General features: G+C 74.9%; 20 protein-coding genes. 2 read left to right on the forward strand and 18 right to left on the reverse strand.

Annotation, left to right across the window (positions count from 1 at the left end; all coding sequences use genetic code 11):
- Window positions 1-57 precede the first annotated feature (57 nt).
- The gene (locus B9L22_RS17650; protein WP_086151335.1) at window positions 58-1,941 is read right to left on the reverse strand and encodes a proline--tRNA ligase; all 1,884 of its coding nucleotides are present in this window, start codon (window positions 1,939-1,941) and stop codon (window positions 58-60) included.
- Window positions 1,942-1,974: 33 nt separating this feature from the next.
- On the opposite strand from B9L22_RS17650, the gene B9L22_RS17655 reads away from it, so the two are divergent.
- Window positions 1,975-2,898 (forward strand): Fpg/Nei family DNA glycosylase, encoded by a 924-nt coding sequence (locus B9L22_RS17655; protein WP_086151336.1) that lies wholly within the window; start codon window positions 1,975-1,977, stop codon window positions 2,896-2,898.
- A gap of 40 nt (window positions 2,899-2,938) precedes the next feature.
- On the opposite strand, the gene B9L22_RS17660 is transcribed toward B9L22_RS17655, so the two are convergent.
- From B9L22_RS17660 to rpsB, 12 genes are all read right to left on the reverse strand, one after another.
- Window positions 2,939-3,904: a DUF4081 domain-containing GNAT family N-acetyltransferase gene (locus B9L22_RS17660; protein ID WP_086151337.1), complete on the reverse strand. Its 966-nt coding sequence runs from the start codon at window positions 3,902-3,904 to the stop codon at window positions 2,939-2,941.
- 7 nt (window positions 3,905-3,911) lie between these two features.
- Window positions 3,912-5,051, reverse strand: coding sequence for a flavodoxin-dependent (E)-4-hydroxy-3-methylbut-2-enyl-diphosphate synthase (gene ispG, locus B9L22_RS17665; protein WP_021482273.1), 1,140 nt, complete (start codon window positions 5,049-5,051; stop codon window positions 3,912-3,914).
- A 165-nt stretch (window positions 5,052-5,216) separates the two neighbouring features.
- Window positions 5,217-6,527: an RIP metalloprotease gene (locus B9L22_RS17670; protein ID WP_034652469.1), complete on the reverse strand. Its 1,311-nt coding sequence runs from the start codon at window positions 6,525-6,527 to the stop codon at window positions 5,217-5,219.
- A gap of 58 nt (window positions 6,528-6,585) precedes the next feature.
- Window positions 6,586-7,785 (reverse strand): 1-deoxy-D-xylulose-5-phosphate reductoisomerase, encoded by a 1,200-nt coding sequence (gene dxr / locus B9L22_RS17675; RefSeq protein ID WP_086151338.1) that lies wholly within the window; start codon window positions 7,783-7,785, stop codon window positions 6,586-6,588.
- A gap of 58 nt (window positions 7,786-7,843) precedes the next feature.
- Window positions 7,844-8,593 carry a bifunctional 2-polyprenyl-6-hydroxyphenol methylase/3-demethylubiquinol 3-O-methyltransferase UbiG gene (locus B9L22_RS17680; protein ID WP_198947335.1) on the reverse strand — a complete coding sequence of 250 codons (750 nt, stop codon included), beginning with the start codon at window positions 8,591-8,593 and terminating at the stop codon, window positions 7,844-7,846.
- A gap of 16 nt (window positions 8,594-8,609) precedes the next feature.
- On the reverse strand, window positions 8,610-9,161 hold the full coding sequence (locus B9L22_RS17685) for a DivIVA domain-containing protein (protein ID WP_021482018.1): 552 nt from the start codon (window positions 9,159-9,161) through the stop codon (window positions 8,610-8,612).
- Complete coding sequence (gene rlmN / locus B9L22_RS17690; protein WP_369824869.1) at window positions 9,158-10,249, reverse strand: 23S rRNA (adenine(2503)-C(2))-methyltransferase RlmN; 1,092 nt, start codon at window positions 10,247-10,249, stop codon at window positions 9,158-9,160. Before rlmN ends, B9L22_RS17685 begins: the two co-directional genes overlap by 4 nt.
- Window positions 10,250-10,362: 113 nt before the next feature.
- On the reverse strand, window positions 10,363-11,220 hold the full coding sequence (locus B9L22_RS17695) for a phosphatidate cytidylyltransferase (RefSeq protein WP_086151339.1): 858 nt from the start codon (window positions 11,218-11,220) through the stop codon (window positions 10,363-10,365).
- Window positions 11,221-11,252: 32 nt separating this feature from the next.
- Window positions 11,253-11,810: a ribosome recycling factor gene (gene frr / locus B9L22_RS17700; RefSeq protein WP_021482015.1), complete on the reverse strand. Its 558-nt coding sequence runs from the start codon at window positions 11,808-11,810 to the stop codon at window positions 11,253-11,255.
- Between the two features lie 75 nt (window positions 11,811-11,885).
- Window positions 11,886-12,641, reverse strand: coding sequence for a UMP kinase (pyrH, locus tag B9L22_RS17705; RefSeq protein WP_228485297.1), 756 nt, complete (start codon window positions 12,639-12,641; stop codon window positions 11,886-11,888).
- A 163-nt stretch (window positions 12,642-12,804) separates the two neighbouring features.
- Window positions 12,805-13,644 carry a translation elongation factor Ts gene (gene tsf, locus B9L22_RS17710; protein ID WP_034652463.1) on the reverse strand — a complete coding sequence of 280 codons (840 nt, stop codon included), beginning with the start codon at window positions 13,642-13,644 and terminating at the stop codon, window positions 12,805-12,807.
- A gap of 133 nt (window positions 13,645-13,777) precedes the next feature.
- Window positions 13,778-14,761 carry a 30S ribosomal protein S2 gene (gene rpsB, locus B9L22_RS17715; protein ID WP_086151341.1) on the reverse strand — a complete coding sequence of 328 codons (984 nt, stop codon included), beginning with the start codon at window positions 14,759-14,761 and terminating at the stop codon, window positions 13,778-13,780.
- Window positions 14,762-15,192: 431 nt separating this feature from the next.
- On the opposite strand from rpsB, the gene B9L22_RS17720 reads away from it, so the two are divergent.
- A complete protein-coding gene (locus B9L22_RS17720; RefSeq protein ID WP_233140220.1) occupies window positions 15,193-15,834 on the forward strand; it encodes a murein hydrolase activator EnvC in 642 nt (213 codons plus the stop codon).
- A gap of 52 nt (window positions 15,835-15,886) precedes the next feature.
- Here the strand turns inward: B9L22_RS17720 and B9L22_RS17725 are convergent, their stop codons facing one another.
- From B9L22_RS17725 to B9L22_RS17745, 5 genes are all read right to left on the reverse strand, one after another.
- Entirely contained in the window at window positions 15,887-16,783 is an 897-nt protein-coding gene (locus B9L22_RS17725) for a tyrosine recombinase XerC (RefSeq protein ID WP_086151396.1), read from the reverse strand.
- 224 nt (window positions 16,784-17,007) lie between these two features.
- Window positions 17,008-18,387 carry a DNA-processing protein DprA gene (dprA, locus tag B9L22_RS17730; RefSeq protein ID WP_086151342.1) on the reverse strand — a complete coding sequence of 460 codons (1,380 nt, stop codon included), beginning with the start codon at window positions 18,385-18,387 and terminating at the stop codon, window positions 17,008-17,010.
- Window positions 18,388-18,412: 25 nt separating this feature from the next.
- Complete coding sequence (locus B9L22_RS17735; RefSeq protein WP_086151343.1) at window positions 18,413-19,951, reverse strand: YifB family Mg chelatase-like AAA ATPase; 1,539 nt, start codon at window positions 19,949-19,951, stop codon at window positions 18,413-18,415.
- Window positions 19,951-20,310 (reverse strand): YraN family protein, encoded by a 360-nt coding sequence (locus B9L22_RS17740; RefSeq protein WP_021483325.1) that lies wholly within the window; start codon window positions 20,308-20,310, stop codon window positions 19,951-19,953. The genes B9L22_RS17735 and B9L22_RS17740 overlap by 1 nt, the downstream gene beginning before the upstream one ends.
- Before the next feature lie 113 nt (window positions 20,311-20,423).
- The gene (locus B9L22_RS17745) at window positions 20,424-20,723 is read right to left on the reverse strand and encodes a DUF2469 domain-containing protein (protein ID WP_024840525.1); all 300 of its coding nucleotides are present in this window, start codon (window positions 20,721-20,723) and stop codon (window positions 20,424-20,426) included.
- Between the last annotated feature and the right edge of the window lie 46 nt (window positions 20,724-20,769).

Consider the following 20,769-nt stretch of genomic DNA (forward strand, 5'->3'; position numbering starts at 1 on the left):
AGCAGAGCGCCCCGGCCCGGAGGTCCGGACCGGGGCGCCCCGAGGCTGCGCGGACGGTCAGCCGAGGAGCTCGGCGACCCGGCCCGCGACGTGCTCGACGGCGTCCTCGACGGCGACCTGCGCCGCCTCGCCCGCGCGCGGGCGGACCTCGACGACGCCGTCGGCCAGGCCACGGCCCACGACGAGCAGGAGGGGCACGCCGAGGAGCTCGGCGTCCTTGAACTTCACGCCGGGCGAGACCTTGGGCCGGTCGTCGTAGATCACCTCGACGCCGCGGCCGGCGAGCTCGGTCGCGAGGCGCTCGGCCTCCTCGAACACGCTCGCGTCCTTGCCCGTGGCGACGACGTGCACCTGCGCGGGCGCGACGTGCGCGGGCCACGCGAGCCCCGCGTCGTCGTGGTTCGCCTCCGCGAGCGCCGCGAGGACGCGCGTGACGCCGATCCCGTAGGAGCCCATCGTCACGACGACCTGCTTGCCGTTCTCGTCGAGCACCGTGAGGCCGAGGGCCTGGGCGTACTTGCGGCCGAGCGCGAAGATGTGGCCGATCTCGATGCCGCGCGCGAGCTCGAGCGGGCCCGAGCCGTCGGGCGCGAGGTCGCCCGCGCGCACCTCCGCGGCCTCGACCGTGCCGTCGGCGGCGAAGTCGCGCTCGGCGACGAGGTCGAACACGTGGCGGCCGGGCGCGTTCGCGCCGGTGATCCAGCGCGTGCCGGCGACGACGCGCGGGTCGAGCAGGTAGCGCACCGAGTGCCGCTCGGGGGTCTCCCCCGCCGACGCGTCGGACGCGTCGCCGTCCGCGGGTGCCTCGCGGCGCGCGTTCGGGCCGAGCACCTGCGGACCGATGTAGCCCTTGACGAGCTCGGGGTGGGCGGCGAAGTCGGCGTCCGTGGCCGGCTCGACCTCGGCGGGCTCGAACGCCGCGCCGACGCGCTTGAGGTCGACCTCGCGGTCGCCCGGCAGCCCGACGACGACGACCTCGCGGCGGCCGTCCGGGTGCGTCAGGGCGAGCACGACGTTCTTCAGCGTGTCGGCCGCCGTCCACGCGCGGTCCTGGCGGGGGTAGCGCGCGTTCGCGAGCTCGACGAGCGAGGCGATGGTCGGGGTGTCGGGCGTGTCCTCGACGTGCGCGGCCGGGGCGTCGGCGTAGTCGACCGCCTCGGGCACCGGCGTGACGACGGCCTCGACGTTCGCGGCGTAGCCGCCGGGCGAGCGCACGAACGTGTCCTCGCCGATCGCGGTCGGGGTGAGGAACTCCTCGGAGCGTGACCCGCCCATGGCGCCGGACGTGGCGGCGACGATGACGTACTCGAGCCCCAGCCGGTCGAAGATGCGACGGTAGGCCGCGCGCTGCGCCTCGTACGAGCGCTCGAGGCCCTCGTCCGTCGTGTCGAACGAGTACGCGTCCTTCATGACGAACTCGCGGCCGCGGATGAGGCCCGCGCGCGGACGCGCCTCGTCGCGGTACTTCGTCTGGATCTGGTAGATCGTCAGCGGCAGGTCCTTGTACGACGAGTACAGGTCCTTGACGAGGAGCGTGAACATCTCCTCGTGGGTGGGCGCGAGGAGGTAGTCCCCGTCCTTGCGGTCCTTGAGACGGAAGATGTTCGGCCCGTACTCCGTCCAGCGGCCCGTCGCCTCGTACGGCTCCTTCGGCAGCAGCGCCGGGAAGTGCACCTCCTGCGCGCCCGCGGCCGCCATCTCCTCGCGGACCACGTCCTCGACCTTGCGCAGCACGCGCAGGCCGAGCGGGAGCCAGGTGTAGATGCCGGGGGCGGCGCGACGGATGTAGCCCGCCCGCACGAGGAGCCTGTGGCTCGCGACCTCGGCGTCGGCCGGGTCCTCGCGCAGCGTCCGGACGAACAGGGTGGACAGGCGCAGGAGGTCGGCGCCCCGGACGCGGGTGGAGGCCGCGGCGGGCGCGCCGGACGTGACGGAAGACATGCGCCCCACCCTACCGGCGGGGAGGATGTCCCCATGCCCGAGCTGCCCGAGGTCGAGGCCCTCGCCCGGTTCATCGACGACCGCGCGACCGGTCGCACCGTCGTGGCCGCGGACGTCGCGCAGATCGCCGCGCTCAAGACGTTCGACCCGCCGATCTCGGCCCTGGTGGGGCGGGTCGTCACGGGCGCCCGCCGGCACGGCAAGTGGCTCGACCTCGTGCTCGCCGAGACCGGCGTCGGGACCGGTGCGCCCGGGCCCGACGCCGAGGTCCACCTCGTGTTGCACCTCGCCCGGGGCGGGTGGCTGCGCTGGTCCGAGAAGGCGCCGACGACGCCCGTCCGCCCGCGCCTCGGCGGCAGCGGTGGCGGGAAGGCCGCGGTGCTCGCGCTGCGCGTGCGGTTCGACGACGGCTCCGGGTTCGACCTCACGGAGGCCGGGACGCGCAAGCGGCTCGCGGTGCACGTCGTGCGGCACCCGGAGGAGGTCCGGGCGATCGAGACCCTGGGCGTGGAGCCGCTCGACCCGGCCTTCACGCCCGAGGCGCTCGGGGCGCTCATGGCGGCGCGCAACCAGCAGGTGAAGGGGCTGCTGCGCGACCAGTCGTCGATCGCCGGGATCGGGAACGCCTACTCCGACGACATCCTGCACGCGGCGCGCACGAGCCCGTTCAAGCTCACGCGCTCGTTCACGCCCGACGAGGTCGCGCGCGTGCACGCCGCCGTGGGCGAGGTGCTCGCCGAGGCCGTGGCGGCGGCGTCGGGCAAGCCGGCCGCCGAGCTCAAGGACGCGAAGCGCGCGGGGATGCGCGTGCACGGGCGCACGGGTCTGCCCTGCCCCGTGTGCGGCGACACCGTGCGCGAGGTGAGCTTCGCCGACCGCAGCCTCCAGTACTGCCCGACGTGCCAGACCGGGGGCCAGGTCCTCGCCGACCGGCGGATGTCGCGCCTGCTCAAGTGAGGACCCGCTCGGCGGGGCGCGCCCTCCGGGGCGGGCGCCGTCAGAACAGCACGGTCGCGTAGGTCCCGACCTGCTCGAACCCGACCCGGCGGTACGTCGCGAGCGCGGCCGCGTTGTAGTCGTTGACGTACAGCGACACCACGGGAGGCGCCGCACCGCGCGCCGCGTCCGCGGGCCCGGGCTCGCGCGCGAGGCGCACGACGGCGGCCATCCCCGGAGCGGCGATCCCCTGCCCGCGGTACCGCGGGTCGACCCACACGCCCTGCACCTGCGCGACGCGCGGCGTCACCGCGCCGAGCTCCGCCTTGAAGACCACGTGCGGCGAGCGGCCGGGCTCCGCGGCCATGCGGACGAAGGACCGGCCCGCGAGCACGAGCGAGCGGACGCGCTCCTCGTACGCGCGGCCCCCGCCCTCGACCGGCGAGTAGCCGACCTCCTCGGTGAACATGCGCACGCACGCGGGCAGCACCACGGGGACCTCCGCCGGGACGGAGCGGCGCACGTGCGGGTCGGGCTCGACGTCCGGGTCGCGGTCGATCGCGAGCGACGGCTGGTTCGCCCGGATCTCGCGCGGGGCCGGCCAGTGCGGGGCGAGCAGGTCCCAGAGGGCCAGCACGGCGTCGCGCTCGCCCACGACCGACGACGACCGCCGCCCCGCGTGCCGCGCGAGCGCGGCGAACGCGGCGACCGCCGTGCGGGCGCGGTCGGCGTCGAGCGACGCCGGGACGACCGGCACGAGGTTCGCCCCGGCCCAGCACACCGCCTCGAGCGGACCGACGGCGGGGAAGCCCCACGCCTGGCCGCCCGCGGCGTGCAGGCCGGCGTGCTGCGCGACGGCTAGCCGCGCCGCCGCGAGCGTCGACGCGACCGGGTCTCCCGCGCACACCGCGAGCGCCTCGGGGACGTCCGTGTCGGAGAGCACGCGGGCCCGCTCGGCCGCGTCGTCGCCCGACCCGGCGCGCGCCCGTGGCCGCAGTGCCGGGACGGACGGGCGCCAGCGGCTCACGAGGGCGTCAGCCGACCGTGACGACCGGCGGGCCGGCCTGCGCGTCGTTCTCCGGCGTCATGGTCTCCGCGATGCGCAGCGCCTCCTCGATGAGGGTCTCGACGATGAGCGACTCGGGGACCGTCTTGACGACCTCGCCCTTGACGAAGATCTGCCCCTTGCCGTTGCCCGACGCGACGCCGAGGTCCGCCTCGCGCGCCTCGCCCGGGCCGTTGACGACGCAGCCCATGACGGCGACGCGCAGGGGCACCTCCATGCCCTCGAGCCCGGCCGTGACCTTCTCCGCGAGCGTGTACACGTCCACCTGGGCGCGGCCGCACGACGGGCAGGAGACGATCTCGAGCTTGCGGGGGCGCAGGTTGAGCGCCTGGAGGATCTGGTTGCCGACCTTGACCTCCTCGACCGGGGGTGCGGACAGCGAGACGCGGATCGTGTCGCCGATGCCCTTGCTCAGCAGCGCGCCGAACGCGGTCGCCGACTTGATCGTGCCCTGGAACGCGGGGCCGGCCTCGGTCACGCCGAGGTGCAGCGGCCAGTCCCCCGCCTCCGCGAGCAGCTCGTACGCGCGCACCATGACGACCGGGTCGTTGTGCTTCACCGAGATCTTGAAGTCGTGGAAGCCGTGCTCCTCGAACAGCGACGCCTCCCACACGGCCGACTCGACCAGCGCCTCGGGCGTCGCCTTGCCGTACTTCGCGAGCAGGCGCGGGTCGAGGGAGCCGGCGTTCACGCCGATGCGCAGGGACACGCCCGCGTCGGACGCCGCCTTCGCGATCTCCTTGACCTGGTCGTCGAACTTGCGGATGTTGCCCGGGTTCACGCGCACCGCGGCGCAGCCCGCGTCGATGGCGGCGAACACGTACTTGGGCTGGAAGTGGATGTCCGCGATCACCGGGATCTGCGACTTCTTCGCGATCGCCGGCAGCGCGAGCGCGTCGTCCGCGCTCGGCACCGCGACGCGCACGATGTCGCAGCCCGACGCCGTGAGCTCCGCGATCTGCTGGAGGGTGGCGTTGATGTCCGTCGTCGGCGTCGTCGTCATGGACTGGACGCTGATCGGCGCGTCGCCGCCGACGTCCACCTTGCCGACCTTGATCTTGCGGCTCTTGCGGCGCGGCGCGAGGACCGGCGGCGGCGCGGCAGGCATTCCGAGACTGATGGGTACGCTCACGCCCCTAGTATCCCCCGGCGAGCGTCGAACGGGGCACCGCCGGGTGTCCGGGACGTCACCTTCCCGCGCGGTCCCGCACATCTTCGCGGCACCTCCACGCACGCCTCCCGGTGGAGCAGAGGCCTCGGACGACGCGCCGGGCTACGTGAGGCGGACGGGGTCGATGATGTCGGCGAGGATCAGCAGGGCGCCGACGCCGACGAGGACCACGAACATCACGTACGCGACCGGCATCATGCGTGCCAGGTCGGCCGGTCCCGGGCGCGGGCGACCGCGGACGCGCGCGACGGTGCGCTTGGCTCCCTCGTAGAGCGCGTTGACCACGTGCCCGCCGTCGAGCGGCAGAAGCGGGATGAGGTTGAAGACGAACAGCGCGACGTTCAGCGCGGCGAGCAGCAGGAGCATGGTCACCACGCGGTCGAGCACCGGGCTCTCCGCGCCCGCGACGTCCACCGCGACCCGGCCGACCCCGACGACGCTCATCACGGAGTCCTGCCCGCGGGGCGCGTCGGTGAACGCGGCCTGGGCGGCCTCGTAGACCTTGACCGGCAGGGTGACGATGATGCCCGCCGTGCCGCTCACCTGCTGCCACGTGGCCTCCGCAGCCACGCCGATCCCGGCGGGCGTGCGCTCGACGGTCGGCGCGAACCCGACGAACCCGGCGGGCTTCGTGACCGGCTCGCCGTCGTCGTCGACGACGGGCGTGCCGTCCTCGGCGACGACCTGGCGCTCCACGTCGACCGGCGTGATGGTGAGGTCGACCTGCTCGCCGTCGCGCTCGACGACGACCGGCGTGGCCTGCCCGGCGGCGCCCCGGATCATCCCGGAGAGCTGGTCCCACGAGGTGACGTCCTCGCCGTCGAACGCCACGATCGTGTCGCCCGGCTGGAGCCCCGCGGCGGCGGCCGGCGAGGGGTCGGCGTCGGCGGCGCACTCCTGCTCCTCGTCCGTCACGGCGGACGGGACGCACGCGTTCACCGAGCCGACCGTGGTGGTGACCGCGGGCAGGCCGATGCCGACGCACACGATCGCCATGAGGACGAACGCGATGAGGAGGTTCATGAAGGGGCCGCCGAGCATGACGACGACCTTCTTGGGCGCGGAGAGGTTGTAGAACGCGCGGTGCTCCTCGCCCGGCCGGATCTCCTCCGTGCTGGCGTCCCGCGCGTCGGCCACGACCTGGGAGAAGAACCCGCTGCCGCGAGGGCGGGCGCCCGCGGGCGCGGGCGGGTACATGCCCACGAGGCGCACGTAGCCGCCGAGCGGGATCGCCTTGAGGCCGTACTCGGTCTCGCCCTTCGTGCGCGACCACAGGGTCGGGCCGAAGCCGACCATGTACTGGCTCACGCGGACGCCGAACTTCTTCGCGGGCACCATGTGCCCGACCTCGTGCAGCGCGATCGAGACGACGATCCCGACCACGATCACCAGGATGCCGATCAGCGTGGCCATCGTTCCCTCTGCTCCCTCTCGACGTCCAGGGCGGTCGTCCCGCCCCGACGGTTGCTCGTCACCGGCGGTCCAGCAGCTCGTGGGCTCGCGCGCGCGCCCAGGTCTCCGCCTCCGCCACGTGCTCCAACGTCAGCGCGTCCGCGGGGGTTCCGTCGTGCGCCGCGAGCACGCGCTCGACCGTCGCCACGATGTCACCGAAACCTGCGCGTCCGCTGAGGAACGCCGCGACGGCCTCCTCGTTCGCCGCGTTGTACACCGCCGGGTGCGTGGCGCTCGCCGCCACGGCCGCACGCGCGAGGTTCACCGCGGGGAACGCCGCGTCGTCGAGCGGCTCGAACGTCCACGACGTCGCGGCGGACCAGTCGCACGGCGGCGTCACGGGGTCGAGCCGGTCGGGCCACGACAGCCCGAGCGCGATGGGCAGGCGCATGTCCGGCGGCGACGCCTGCGCGATCGTCGAGCCGTCGACGAACTCGACCATGGAGTGCACGACGGACTGCGGGTGCACGACGACCGTGATGTCGTCGGCCGGGACGTCGAAGAGCAGGTGCGCCTCGATGAGCTCGAGGCCCTTGTTCATGAGGCTCGCGGAGTTCACGGTGACGACCGGGCCCATGGCCCAGGTGGGGTGCGCGAGCGCCTGGTCGACGGTCGCGGCCTTGACCGCGTCGGCCTCCCAGCCGCGGAACGGGCCGCCCGAGGCGGTGAGGATCAGCCGGCGCACCTCCGGTCGCGTCCCGGACCGCAGGCACTGGGCGATGGCCGAGTGCTCGGAGTCCACCGGGACGATCTGGTCCGGGCGCTGCTGGGCCGCGCGGACGAGCGCTCCCCCGGCGACGAGCGACTCCTTGTTCGCGAGGGCGAGCGTCGACCCGGCGCGCAGCGCGGCGAGGGTCGGGCCGAGGCCCACCGACCCCGTGACCCCGTTGAGGACGACGTCGCTCCCCCGCGCCGCGAGCTCGGCCGCGGCATCGGGTCCGGCGAGCACCTCGGGGACCTCCTCGCGACCGGCGCAGGCCGCCGACAGCGCCTCGGCCAGGGCCGCCGCACGGGTCGCGTCCGCCACGCCGACCGCGCGCACGCCCAGGTCGGCTGCCTGGCGCGCCAGCAGGTCCACGTCGCCCCCGCCCGCCGAGAGCGCCTCGACCCGGAACCGGTCGGGGTGGGACCGGACGACGTCGATCGCCTGCGTGCCGATCGACCCGGTCGAGCCGAGGATCGTCACGGTGCGCGGGGTGGGTGCAGGTCCGTCGGGCATGGTTCCCATCCTTCCAGGCCGCGGGCGGTGCGTGGCACCGCGCCGGGCCGTCGTCCGGTCAGCGCGGCGCCGTCCACTCGAGCGTGTACCGGAAGAACAGCCGACGGCGCACGCGCGCGCCCGGCAGCAGCGCCCGGGCCGCGCGGGCGATCTCGTCCACGGTGTGCCGCGGGTCCCGGACGGGCATGCCCGGAGCGTCAGGCCCGGGGTCCTCGGGTCGGGCGCGGCGGGGGTGCTTCACGAGGCCCACGAGCGGGTTGAGCAGCGCGGACGCGAGGTCGACGGCGAGGTCCCGCGCCGTGGCGACCCGGGCGAGCCCCACGACCAGCAGACGGCCGCCCGGCGCGAGGAGGTCCCGCGCGTGCCGGAGCGCCTCGTCGAGCTCGAGGTGGTGCAGCACCGCGACCATCGTCACCGCGTCGTACCCGCGGTGCCCCGGGGAACCGGCCCCCGGCCCGGGCGTCCCGCCCGGCGAGCGGACGTCGTCGGGCGAGCGGACGTCGTCGAACCGGAGCCGGCGCACCGTCACGGCGGGGTCGGCAGCGTGCCGTGCCCGGGCCTGGGCGACCATGCCCGCGTCGGCGTCGATCCCGTGCACCTCGGCGAGCCGGGCCCGCAGCCGTCCGAGGAGCACGCCGGCGCCGCAGCCGACGTCCAGCACGACGCGGGCGTCGTGCGGCACGCGCCGCACGACCCAGCCGTGGAAGTGCTCGTTGTGGTTCCAGGGGTGGCGGGCGTTGAACGCCGCGAGCGACGCGACCGCGCGCCGCAGCGGGCGGATCGACGTCGCCCGGGGATCGAGGCTCACGCGCGGTGGGGCGTCGTCACTCGACGCCGAGCAGCACCTCGATGGCGCGCGCGAAGAACGCGTCGACCGGACCCTCCGCGTAGCCGTCGCGCCCGCGCGCCCGGCCGAACGTCGCGGACCGGATCTCGGCCGCCGTGATCGGGACCTGGCGGTCGAAGTAGGCGACGAGCCGGTCGCACAGGTCGTCGACGTCGTCGATGTCGTAGGCCGGCTTGCCGCGCTCCGCGAGCGCGAACTTCTCGCCGTCGGGGCGACCGAGGCGCCCGTAGAGCGTCCGCGCGCGCTCGGCGAGCGCGTTCATCCACGCCTGCTGCCCGTGCGCCGCGACGTACTCGGCCCGCTGCCGGGCGATGAACGCGCCCTCGAGCCGGTCGAGGGCGGCGTCGACCTCGTGCGTGTCGTAGCCGCCCCGGACCAGGTCGAAGACCGACGCCTGGATCTCGGTGCTCGTGAGCCGCTCCGACACCCGGCCCTCGTAGACGTCACGAGCGTGCTCGAAGAAGTCGTCGACCTCCTCGGGGTCGTACCCGTTCCGGGTCTTCGACACCGTGGTGAACAGCGAACTCACTCGTCCTCCTCTGCAGCGAGCTGCCCGCAGGCGCCGTCGATGTCGCTGCCGCGGGTGTCACGGATCGTCGTCGGGATCCCGTGACCGCGCAATCGTGCCACGAACTCCGCCTCGACGGCAGGGTCGCTGGCCGTCCAGATCGATCCGGGCGTGGGGTTGAGGGGGATCGGGTTGACGTGGACCCAGCCGCGGCCGCGCGCGTTGAGCTTCTCGCCCAGGAGGTCGGCGCGCCACGCGTGGTCGTTCATGTCCTTGATGAGCGCGTACTCGATGCTCACGCGGCGGCCCGTGACCTCGAAGTAGTGCCGGGCCGCGTCGAGCGTCTCGTCGACGCTCCACCGGGTGTTGATCGGCACGAGCTCGCTGCGCAGGTCGTCGTCCGGGGCGTGCAGCGACAGCGCGAGGGTCACCGGGATCCCCTCGTCGGCGAGCTTGCGCATCGCGGGCACGAGCCCGACCGTCGACACCGTGATGTTGCGGGCGGACATCCCGAGCCCGTCGGGCGCGGGGGCGACCAGACGGCGCACCGTGCCCATGACGGCCTTGTAGTTCGCGAGCGGCTCGCCCATGCCCATGAACACGAGGTTGTTGAGGCGCGTCGGGCCGCCGGGGATCTCGCCGTCCGCGAGCGACCGGGCCGCGGAGCGCACCTGCTCGACGATCTCCGCGACCGAGAGGTTGCGCGTCAGGCCGAGCTGCCCCGTCGCGCAGAACGGGCACGCCATGCCGCAGCCCGCCTGGCTCGACACGCACAGGGTCGAGCGCTGCGGGTAGCGCATGAGGACCGACTCGACCTTGGCGCCGTCGAAGAGGTGCCACAGCGTCTTCACGGTCGTGCCGCCGTCGGCCTCCATGCGCCGCGCCGCCGTGAGCAGCGGCGGGAAGAGCGCCTCGGCGAGCGCGTCGCGGGTCGCCTTCGGCAGGTCCGTCATCGCCTCGGGGTCGCGCGTGAGGTGCGCGTAGTAGTGCGTCGCGAGCTGCTTGGCGCGGAACGGCTTCTCGCCGAGCTCGACGACGACGTCCCGCACCTCCTCGGGCGCGAGGTCGGCGAAGTGGCGCGGCGGCTTGCCGCGGCGCGGGGCCGACATGACGAGCGGCAGCGGCTTCGACTCCGCGGACGGGCGGACGGAACGGACGGTCATGAGGAGGTCCAAGCGTGGGGGGCGGTGCGGACGGGTGCGCCGCGCCGTGAGCCGGGCCGTCAGACGGCCAGAGCGAGCAGCACGTACACGAACGGGGCGGTGAGGAGCATGGAGTCGAGCCGGTCGAGGATGCCTCCGTGGCCGGGCAGGAGCGACCCCATGTCCTTCAATTCTAGGTCCCGCTTGATCATGGACTCGGCGAGGTCGCCGATCGTCGCCGTGAGCGGGGCCAGGACACCCAGCGCGACGCCGAGCAGCGGGCTCGCGCCGAGCCCCACCACCGCGCCGACGACCCCGACGGCGGTCGCCAGGACGAACGACCCGGCGAGCCCCTCCCACGACTTCTTGGGGCTGACGGACGGCGCGAGCGGGTGCCGTCCGAAAAGGACGCCCGCGACGTACCCGCCGACGTCGTTCGCCACCGCGAGCAGGATGAAGAGCAGGACGCGCACGCGCCCGTCCGGCGCGGCGAGCATGAGCATGACGAAGCCCGCCATGAACGGCAGGTACGCCGCCGCGAAGGTCGCGGCGGCGGCGTCGCGCACGGCGGCCGTGCCCGACCCGTCGATCACGCGCCACACCACCGCCCCCGCCACGGTGAGCATGAAGGAGACGAGCAGCGCCTCGGGCCCCGAGTAGTACGAGGAGACGAGGATGCCGACCGTGCCCACGAGGAGCGGGAGCAGCGGGAGGTGCAGGTCGCGGCGCCGGAACGCCTGGGCGAGCTCCCACAGCGCCGCGCCCACCGCGACGGTCGCGAGCAGCACGAAGAGCTCGGGCCGGAAGGCGAGGCTGACCGCGACGAGCGCGAGCAGGCCGAGGCCCACCGCGATCGCCACGGGGAGGTTGCGGCCCGCCTGGGGTGCGCGCGCCGCGGTCGTGCCTTCGCCTGCGGACGTCGAGGAGGTGTCGGTCATCGGTGCGTGGAGGAGCTCGCCGGACGAGGTGCTCAGACCTCGAGCAGCTCGCTCTCCTTGCCCGCGAGCAGCGCGTCGACCTGGTCGACGTGCGCCTTCGTGAGGACCTCGAGCTCCTTCTCGGCGCGCGCGACCTCGTCCTCGCCGGCCTCGCCGTCGCGCGCGATGCGGTCCAGCTCCTCCTTCGCCCGGCGGCGGACGTTGCGGATCGCGACGCGCGAGTCCTCCGCCTTCGACTTCGCGAGCTTCACGAAGTCACGACGGCGCTCCTCCGTGAGGGCGGGCAGCACGACCCGGACGACGTTGCCGTCGTTCGAGGGGTTCACCCCGAGGTCGGAGTCGCGCAGCGCCTTCTCGACCGCGGTCATCGAGCTCTTGTCGAACGGCGAGACGAGGATCGTGCGCGCCTCGGTCACCGTGAACGACGCGAGCTGCTGCAGCGGGGTCGGGGCGCCGTAGTAGTCGACCGTGATCTTGTTGAACATCGCGGCGTTCGCACGGCCCGTGCGGATCGCGGCGAAGTCCTCCTTGGCCACCTCGACGGCCTTGTCCATCTTCTCCTCGGCCTCGAGGAGGGTCTCGTCGATCACCAGTGCTCCTTCGTCGTTCGTCGTGGGTCGGTCCGTGCGGTCGTGGCCGGGGTCACCGGCCTGGTCGCACCGGTGTCAGTCGGTCGTGACCAGTGTGCCAATATTCTCGCCGACCAGGGCGCGCGTGACGTTCCCCGGCTCGCTCATGCCGAACACGCGCATGCGCACGTCGTTGTCCCGGCACAGGCTCAGCGCCGTCGCGTCCATGACGCCGAGGTCGTTGACGAGCGCGTCGGTGTACGTGAGGTGGTCGAGCTTCGTGGCCGAGGGGTCCGTGCGCGGGTCCGCCGTGTAGACGCCGTCCACGCCGTTCTTGCCCATGAGGACCTCCTGGCAGTGCGTCTCGAGGGCGCGCTGCACGGAGACCGTGTCGGTCGAGAAGTACGGCATCCCGGCGCCGGCGCCGAAGATGACGACGCGGCCCTTCTCGAGGTGCCGGATCGCGCGCAGCGGGATGTACGGCTCGGCGACCTGGCCCATCGCGATGGCGGTCTGCACGCGCGTCTTCACCCCCGCCTGCTCGAGGAAGTCCTGGAGCGCGAGGCAGTTCATGACCGTGCCCAGCATGCCCATGTAGTCGGCACGCGCGCGGTCGAGCCCGCGCTGGGAGAGCTCCGCCCCGCGGAAGAAGTTGCCGCCACCGACCACGATGGCGACCTGGACGCCCTGCGCGACCGCGGCCGCGATCTCCTGGGCGACGCGCTGGACGACGTCGGGCGCGAGGCCGATCTGCCCGCCGCCGAACGTCTCGCCCGACAGCTTGAGGAGCACCCGCCGGTGCTCGGTCCCCGTCCGGGGCTCGGTCTGCTCGCCTGCCGTCACTGTCGACACCTGTCCTTCGTCCTGGCCCGGTGGGGCGGGGTGGTCCTGCTCCGCCGTCGTCCACCTGATGGTGCGGCACGTCGGCGGTCGTCGCGCGCCCGGGCCGGGCCCGGGTGCGCGGTCGGCCCGGACCCGCCGTCCACGAGACGACGGGGCCGGGCCGACGGGGGCGTCAGGCGCCGACGCGGTAGCGCACGAACTCCGTGATGGTGCCGCCGGCCTCGGAGACGACCTGGCCGACCGTCTTCTTCGGGTCCTTCGCGAGCGGCTGGTCGACGAGGACGACGTCCTTGAAGAAGCCGTTGAGGCGACCCTCGACGATCTTCGGCAGCGCGGCCTCGGGCTTGCCCTCGTTGCGCGAGGTCTCCTCGGCGATGCGGCGCTCGTTCTCGACCGTCTCGGCCGGGACCTCGTCGCGCGAGAGGTACGTCGGGGACATCGCGGCGACGTGCTGCGCGACGTCCTTCGCGACGGCCTCGCCCGCGGCGTCCGTGGCGACGACGACGCCGATCGACGGCGGCAGGTCGCGCGCGGTGCGGTGGAGGTACGCGGTGACGCGCTCGCCCGCGACGCGGGTCACGCGGCGCAGGACGATCTTCTCGCCGAGCGTCGCGGCCTGGTTGTCGATGACCTGCTGGACGGTCTCGCCGTCCGCGTCGGCGGCGAGCGCCGCGTCCGCGTCGCGCGCGCCGGCCTCGGCCGCGGCCTTGAGCACGCGGTCCGCGAGGGAGATGAACGTGTCGTTCTTCGCGACGAAGTCCGTCTCGGAGTTGAGCTCGATGAGCGTCGCGACCTGGCCACCCTCGGTGTCGCGGATGTCGACGGCGACGAGGCCCTCGGAGGTCGAGCGGCCCTCGCGCTTGGCGACGCCCTTCAGACCCTTCACACGGATGATCTCGAGCGCCTTGTCCGCGTCGCCGCCCGCCTCGTCGAGAGCCTTCTTGACGTCGAGCATGCCGGCGCCGGTGCGCTCGCGCAGGGCCTTGATGTCAGCGGCGGTGTAGTTCGCCATGGTGGTTCCTCACTCGTGGTTCGTCACGGGTACTTCGTCACAAGCGACGTGCTGGCGGCACCGCGTGGGTGCCCGGTACGCCGGTGGTACGGCACGGGGTGCGCGACGGTCGCCGGTCGCGCACCCCGGGACGTCACTTGGTCTCGTCGGCCTCGGCGTCGGCGACCACGGCCTCGGCGTCCGCGACGACGGCAGCCTCGGCGGCGGCCTCCTCGACGACCTCGGCGGTGGCGTCACCCGGCTCCTCGGCGGCGACCTCGGCGGCAGCCTCGGCCACGCCCTGGGCCGCGGCGGCCTCGACGTTCGCCTCGGCGGCCTTCTCGTCCGCCTCGAGCTGCTGCTCGGCGCCGGCGAGGAGCTCGCGCTCCCACTCGGCCAGCGGCTCGGCGGAGGCGCCCGCCTCGGCCTCGGCGCCCGAGCGGCCCGAGTGACGCTGGAGGAGGCCCTCGGCGACGGCGTCCGCGATGACGCGCGTGAGCAGCGTCACGGAGCGGATCGCGTCGTCGTTGCCCGGGATCTTGTAGTCCACGACGTCCGGGTCGCAGTTGGTGTCGAGGATCGCGACGATCGGGATGTGGAGCTTGCGCGCCTCGTCGACCGCGAGGTGCTCCTTGTTCGTGTCGACGATCCACACGGCGGAGGGGACCTTCGCCATGTCGCGGATGCCGCCGAGCGTGCGGGCGAGCTTGTCCTTCTCGCGACGCAGGACGAGGAGCTCCTTCTTCGTGAGCGCCGAGCCGGCGACGTCGTCGAAGTCGATCTCCTCGAGCTCCTTGAGGCGCTGGAGACGCTTGTGCACCGTGGTGAAGTTGGTGAGCATGCCGCCGAGCCAGCGGTGGTTCACGTAGGGCATCCCGACGCGCGCGGCCTGCTCGGCCACGGGCTCCTGGGCCTGCTTCTTGGTGCCGACGAAGAGGATGGAGCCGCCGTGCGCGACGGTCTCCTTGACGAACTCGTACGCGCGGTCGATGTACGACAGCGACTGCTGGAGGTCGACGATGTAGATGCCGTTGCGCTCGGTGAAGATGAAGCGCTTCATCTTCGGGTTCCAACGGCGGGTCTGGTGCCCGAAGTGGACACCGCTCTCGAGGAGCTGGCGCATGGTCACGACGGCCATGACACGTCCTTTCGCCGTGCGGCCCGGGATCCACCCGGTGCGCGCACGCTTCTGGCGGCCCCTCCCGTAGGACGGACCGCGGTGCGGTTGTCGGTGACGACCCTGGTGGTCGCACCCCTGGCGCCACCCGTGCCGACGCCTGCGACGCACCGTGAACGGTGCGAGCAGGACCGACGCCGGACGCGGCCCCACCCCGACCCGGACGGACCGGGAGACGAGGGCGAGGACGTGACGCGCGAAGTCGACCGGCTCCGTCCTCGGCCGAGGTGGTCCCTCGGGCCGGGCACGGCGAACGCGCCGGTCGCAGCGGCAAGTCTACCCGACGGCAGGGTCGACCACAGCCGCCGTCGTGCGCCGTCGCGCGCACCGCTCGTCCACAGCCGGGCCTGCCGCGGACGCGCCTGCTCGCGGCCCTCCGGCACGCTGGCGCCGTGACCTTCGACCGAGCCCGCCTCCCGTCCGCCTGCCCGTCCGCCCGCCGGGCGATCCGCCCCGCCGCCCGACCGCGCGGCCGCGCGGTCTCGCGACGTGCCCGGCTCCGTGGCGCCGCCCTGGTGCTCGGCGCGGTCGTCGTGCTCGGCGCGCCCGTCGCCGGGGCGGCGACGACCCCCGACGCCGGGCAGGGAGCCGCGACGGGCGGGTGGGTCCCCCCGCTCGACCGGAGCCTCGACCGGCTGGGCGTGCTGGCGCCGTTCGACCCGCCGGAGCACGACTGGCTGCCCGGGCACCGGGGCGTCGACCTCGCGGCAGCCCCTGCGGAGACCGTCCGCTCCCCCGCCCCCGGCGTGGTGTCGTTCGCGGGGCCCGTCGCGGGGCGCGACGTGGTCGTCGTCCTGCACGACGACGGCCTGCGCACCTCGCTCGAGCCGGTGACGGCGTCGGTCGGGCGCGGCGAGCGCGTGACGTCCGGGTCCGTGCTCGGCACGGTGCAGGCCGCGGAGAGCGCCGCGGGGAGCCACTGCGCCGCCACGTGCGTGCACTGGGGCGTGCGGCGCGGCGAGCGCTACCTCGACCCGCTGGCTCTCGTCGGCGACCGGCCGCCGATCGTGCTGCTGCCGCTCGGGGAGGGCTGAGCGCGCGGGCCGCGGCGGTCTCACGGCGGATCACGGCGGATCGCGCGTCCCGTCAGGCGCGCGGGAACGCCTGCTCGAACGAGGTGCGCAGCCGCTCCGCGGTCACGTGCGTGTAGCGCTGCGTCGTCGCGAGCGAGGAGTGCCCGAGGATCTCCTGCACGCTGCGCAGGTCCGAGCCCCCGGCGAGGAGGTGCGTCGCGGCGCTGTGCCGCAGGTCGTGAGGGGCGACGTCGTCGACGCCCGCCGCCGCGGCGAGGCGGTGCACCGCCTCGCGGACCTGCCGCTGCCCCCAGCGTCCGCCACGGTCGCCCAGCAGGAGCGCGGGGCCCGAACGCGCGGTGACGAGGGCGGGCCGGCCCACGTCGAGCCAGCGGGTCACCGCGCGCGCCGCCGGCACGCCGAACGGCACGACGCGCTCCTTGTCGCCCTTCCCGAGCACCCGGACCACGCGCTGCGCGAGGTCCACGTCGTCGATGTCGACCCCCGCGAGCTCGCCGACGCGGATCCCGGCCCCGTAGAGGAGCTCGACGGCCGCCCACTCGCGCAACCGGGCCGGCTCGCCCTCGACGGCGGCCTCACGCGCGTCGTCGAGCAGGCGCGCCGCCGCGTCGACCGCGAGGACGGTCGGCAGGGTGCGGGGCACGCGCGGGCTCGCGAGCCGCGACGCCGGGTCGGAGTCCACGCGCCCCGTGCGCCGCGCCCAGTCGAAGAACGCGCGCGCCGCCGCGCCGCGTCGGGCGAGGGTCGCCCGGGCCAGCCCGCGCTCCGACTGCGTCGTGAGCCACGCACGCAGCGCGGCGAGGTCGACGTCGCGCGGGGCCGACGCGCCGTGGCGGACGGCGTGCCGCAGCAACGACTCGACGTCGCCGGTGTAGGCGCGGACCGTGTGCGCCGACGTCCCCTGCGCCACCTCGAGGTGAGCCGCGAAGTCCGCGAGCGCCGCACGCATCGCCTCGGGCAGCGCGACGACGGGCCCCGCGACGCGCTCGTCCGCGGGGTGCTCCTCGGAGGTGTCTGCTCGTGTCACGCCCCCAGTCTCGCGCGCAGCGAGCCCTGGCCCGGGGAGGCGCTCCGCTCTGCTCGCCGCTCAGGGCTCAAGCACGCTCGGCACACCTCGCACGTCTCATGACTCATGGCTCACGCACGCTCAGCACATCCCGCACCGCTCCTGACTCAGGGCTCACGCACGCGCCGCCAGCCGACGGGCGACCGCTCGGCGAGCCCCCGGGCCTCGAGCCTCCCCAGCGCACCGACCACGTCCGCCACGGCAAGACCGGCGGCGCGGGCCATCGCCTCGGTCGAGGCTCCCGCACGCAGCGGGAGCGCGTCCCACGTGCACGTCTCGACGGGGTCCAGGTCGTCGTACGGGGCGTCGTGGGGTGCTCGCCACGAGGTCGCGGCGGGCGTGGCGGGCGCCGCGTCCCGCGCGAGGTCGCCCGCGAGCTCGACGACCTCGTCCGCGTCGGTGACGCACACCGCCACGCCGTCGCGCAGCAGCCGGTGGCACCCGGTCGACGCCATCGACGTCACGGGGCCCGGCACAGCACCGACCGGCCGGGAGAGCTCCGCGGCGCGCGACGCCGTGCTCAGCGAGCCCGAGCGCCAGGCCGCCTCGACGACGACCGTCGCCCGCGCGAACGCCGCGATGAGCCGGTTGCGCAGCAGGAACCGCACCCGGCTCGGGACGGACCCGGGCGGGACCTCCGAGACGACCGCGCCGCCCGACTCGACGACCGAGCGGAGAAGCTCGACGTTCCCGGCCGGGTAGAACCGGTCCACGCCCCCCGCGAGGAACGCGACCGTCGGTCCGCCCGAGAGGATCGCCGCCCGGTGCGCCGCCGCGTCGATCCCGTACGCGCCCCCGGACACGACGGTGAACCCTCGTGCCACGAGGCCTGCTGCGATCTCGCCCGTCACGTGGCGGCCGTAGTCGGTGCAGGCGCGGGCGCCGACCACCGCGACCGAGCGCGCCGCGAGGTCCTGCACCGCTGCGCTCCCCCGCACCCACAGCGCGAGCGGGCGGACGGGCCCGAGGTCGTCGAGGCCGGACGGCCACCGGTCGTCGCCCGGCACGACGAGCGTGCCGCCGAGGCGCTCGAGCACGCGCAGCTCACGGCGCGGGTCCAGCCCGTCGAGGCGGGGAGCCCAGCGTCCGACAGCCCGCAGGAGCCGCGCCACCGACCGGGCGCGTGGGTCGTGGTCCGTCACGCGTGCGTCGGTCGACCGTCCCACCGCGTCGCGCTCCGCCACGCGCCGGCCGGCCGACCGTGCCGCCGGGTCGGGCGCGTCCTCGCGGGCGCCGGGAGCAGGACCGACCACGGGGACGCCCGTCGGTCCTTCCCGTGCCGGAGAGGCACCGCCCGGCGCGCCGTCGTCGGCGAGCCGGACCAGCGCGCGGCGCGCGCCGGCCGGATCACGGGCCGCCTCGTAGAGCCACTCGAGCGCCGGACCGGCGCCGAGCTGGTCGACGAGCGCGACCGCGACCTGGTCCCCCGGTTCCGCGACGCGCGACCACGCCGCGCGCGCGAGGCGTTCGTCGTGGACGTCGAACACAGGGCGCCCGTCCCCGGACCCGCGCTCAGGCACGGTAGCCCCGCGTGCGCAGCGCGAGCCCGGTCCCGACGTCCGCCCTCGTGGGCGCGGCGCGGCCGGCGAGGTCCGCGACGGTCCAGGCGAGGCGCAGGACGCGGTCCGCGCCGCGCAGGCTGAGCGTGCCGCGGTCGAGCGCGCGGTCCACGTCGGCCAGGAGGCCCGCGTCGGGGCCGAGCTGCTCGCGCAGCCACGTGCCCGGCACCTCGCCGTTCGTGCGCCACGGCGTGCCGGCGAGCCGGGACGCGGCCGCCTCCCGGGCCGCAGCGACCCTGGCCGCGACGACCGCGCTCGGCTCCGGGGCGGCGGCTCGCGCGCGCTCGACCCGCGTCACCGGCCGGACCTCGACCTGCACGTCCACGCGGTCGAGGAGCGGGCCGGAGAGCCGACCGAAGTACCGTCGCTGCGCCACCGACGAGCACGTGCACTCGAGCCCCTTGCCGACGCCCTGGCCGCACGGGCACGGGTTGGCAGCGAGCACGAGCTGGAAGCGGGCGGGGTAGCGCGCCGTCCCGCCCGCCCGGTGGATGACGAGCTCGCCGTGCTCGAGCGGCTGGCGCAGGGTCTGGAGCACGCGTGCGCCGAACTCGGGCGCCTCGTCGAGGAAGAGCACGCCCCGGTGCGCCCGCGACGCGGCCCCGGGTCGGGGCAGGCCGCTGCCCCCGCCGACGATGGCGGCGGGCGTCGCGGTGTGGTGCGGGTCCTCGTAGGGCGGGCGGTGGACCAGTCCCGCGCCCGGGTCGAACACCCCGGCCACGGAGTGGACGGCGGTGACCTCGACCGCCTCGCTCTCCGTGAGGTCCGGCAGGATCCCGGGGAGCCGTGACGCGAGCATCGTCTTGCCCGCGCCCGGCGCCCCGACGAGGAGCAGGTGGTGGCCGCCCGCGGCCGCCACCTCGAGCGCGTGCCGCGCCTCGTCCTGGCCGACGACCTCCGAGAGGTCTCCCGGACGGGCCGCCGGCACGACGGGGCGCGGGACCACGACCGGCGCGGCCGCCTCGTCCGCGCCCTCGAGCGACGCGCCGTGGAGCCGCGCGACGTCCGCGAGGCTCGCCGCCCCGACCACCCGCGCCCCGGGCACGAGGCGCGCCTCCGCCACGTCGGCCGCCGGCACCACGACGTCCGGGAACCCGGCCGCGACCGCGGCCGCCACGGCGGGCAGGACGCCGCGCACGGGCTGGAGCCGACCGTCGAGGCCCAGCTCGCCGAGGTGCACGACGCCGTCCGCCGCGCCCGCGGGGAGCACCTGGGCACCGGCGAGCAGCGCGACGGCGATCGCGACGTCGAAGCCCGTCCCGGACTTGGGCAGTGCCGCCGGCGAGAGGTTGATCGTGACCTTGCGCTGGGGCCACGCGATGCCCGACGACGTCACGGCCGCGCGCACGCGGTCGCGCGACTCGCTGAGCGCGGTGTCCGGCAGGCCCACGAGGACGAAGCCGGGGACGGACGCCGCGAGGTGGGCCTGCACCTCGACGACGTGGCCGGAGAGCCCGACGAGCGCGACCGCGCGCGTGGTCCCGAGCCCCATCAGGCGCTCACCCCGACGAGGTGCTCGACCCGTGCCGCGCCGGCGCGCGCCACGAGGACCGCGACGACGTCGATCCGGACCGACCGGGCGCGGACGTCGTGCGTCGCGAGCCACTCCCCCGTGAGCCGGCGCAGACGGCCGAGCTTCGCGGGCGTGACGGCCTGCGCCGGGTGCCCGAACCCCGTGCCGCGCCGGGTCTTGACCTCGACGGCCACGAGCACGTCGCCGTCGAGCGCGACGACGTCGAGCTCGCCGCGCGTCCCGCGCCAGTTGCGGTCGAGGAGCGTCCAGCCCGCCTCGACCAGGTGGGCCGCGGCCACCTTCTCCCCGTACCGCCCGACGGCGTCGTTCGCTCCCATGGGCTCACCTCCGCGGCCCACCGTGGGGCACGGCGCGGGAGCGGCGCCAGGGGCGCCGGGTGGCCTGTGGGACCGCCGTCAGACAGTGGTCCTGTGCACGGCCACGAAGGGCGTCAGAGCTGGAGCTCGGCCTTCGCCAGCTCCTCAACGTTGACGTCCTTGAACGTCACGACGCGCACCGACTTCACGAACCGCGCGGAGCGGTACACGTCCCAGACCCACGCGTCGGCGAGCCGCAGCTCGAAGTAGACCTCACCGGCGGCGGAACGCACCTGCAGGTCGACCTGGTTCGCCAGGTAGAAGCGGCGTTCGGTCTCCACGACGTACGAGAACAGGCCCACCACGTCGCGGTACTCGCGGTACAGCGCGAGCTCCATCTCGGTCTCGTAGTTCTCCAGGTCTTCGGCGCTCACGGCTCCATCATGGACCATCGGCGGCCGCCGGACCGGACGGAGGACC

The sequence above is a fragment of the Cellulosimicrobium sp. KWT-B genome, from assembly GCF_002127155.1.
GTDB lineage: Bacteria > Actinomycetota > Actinomycetes > Actinomycetales > Cellulomonadaceae > Cellulosimicrobium > Cellulosimicrobium funkei.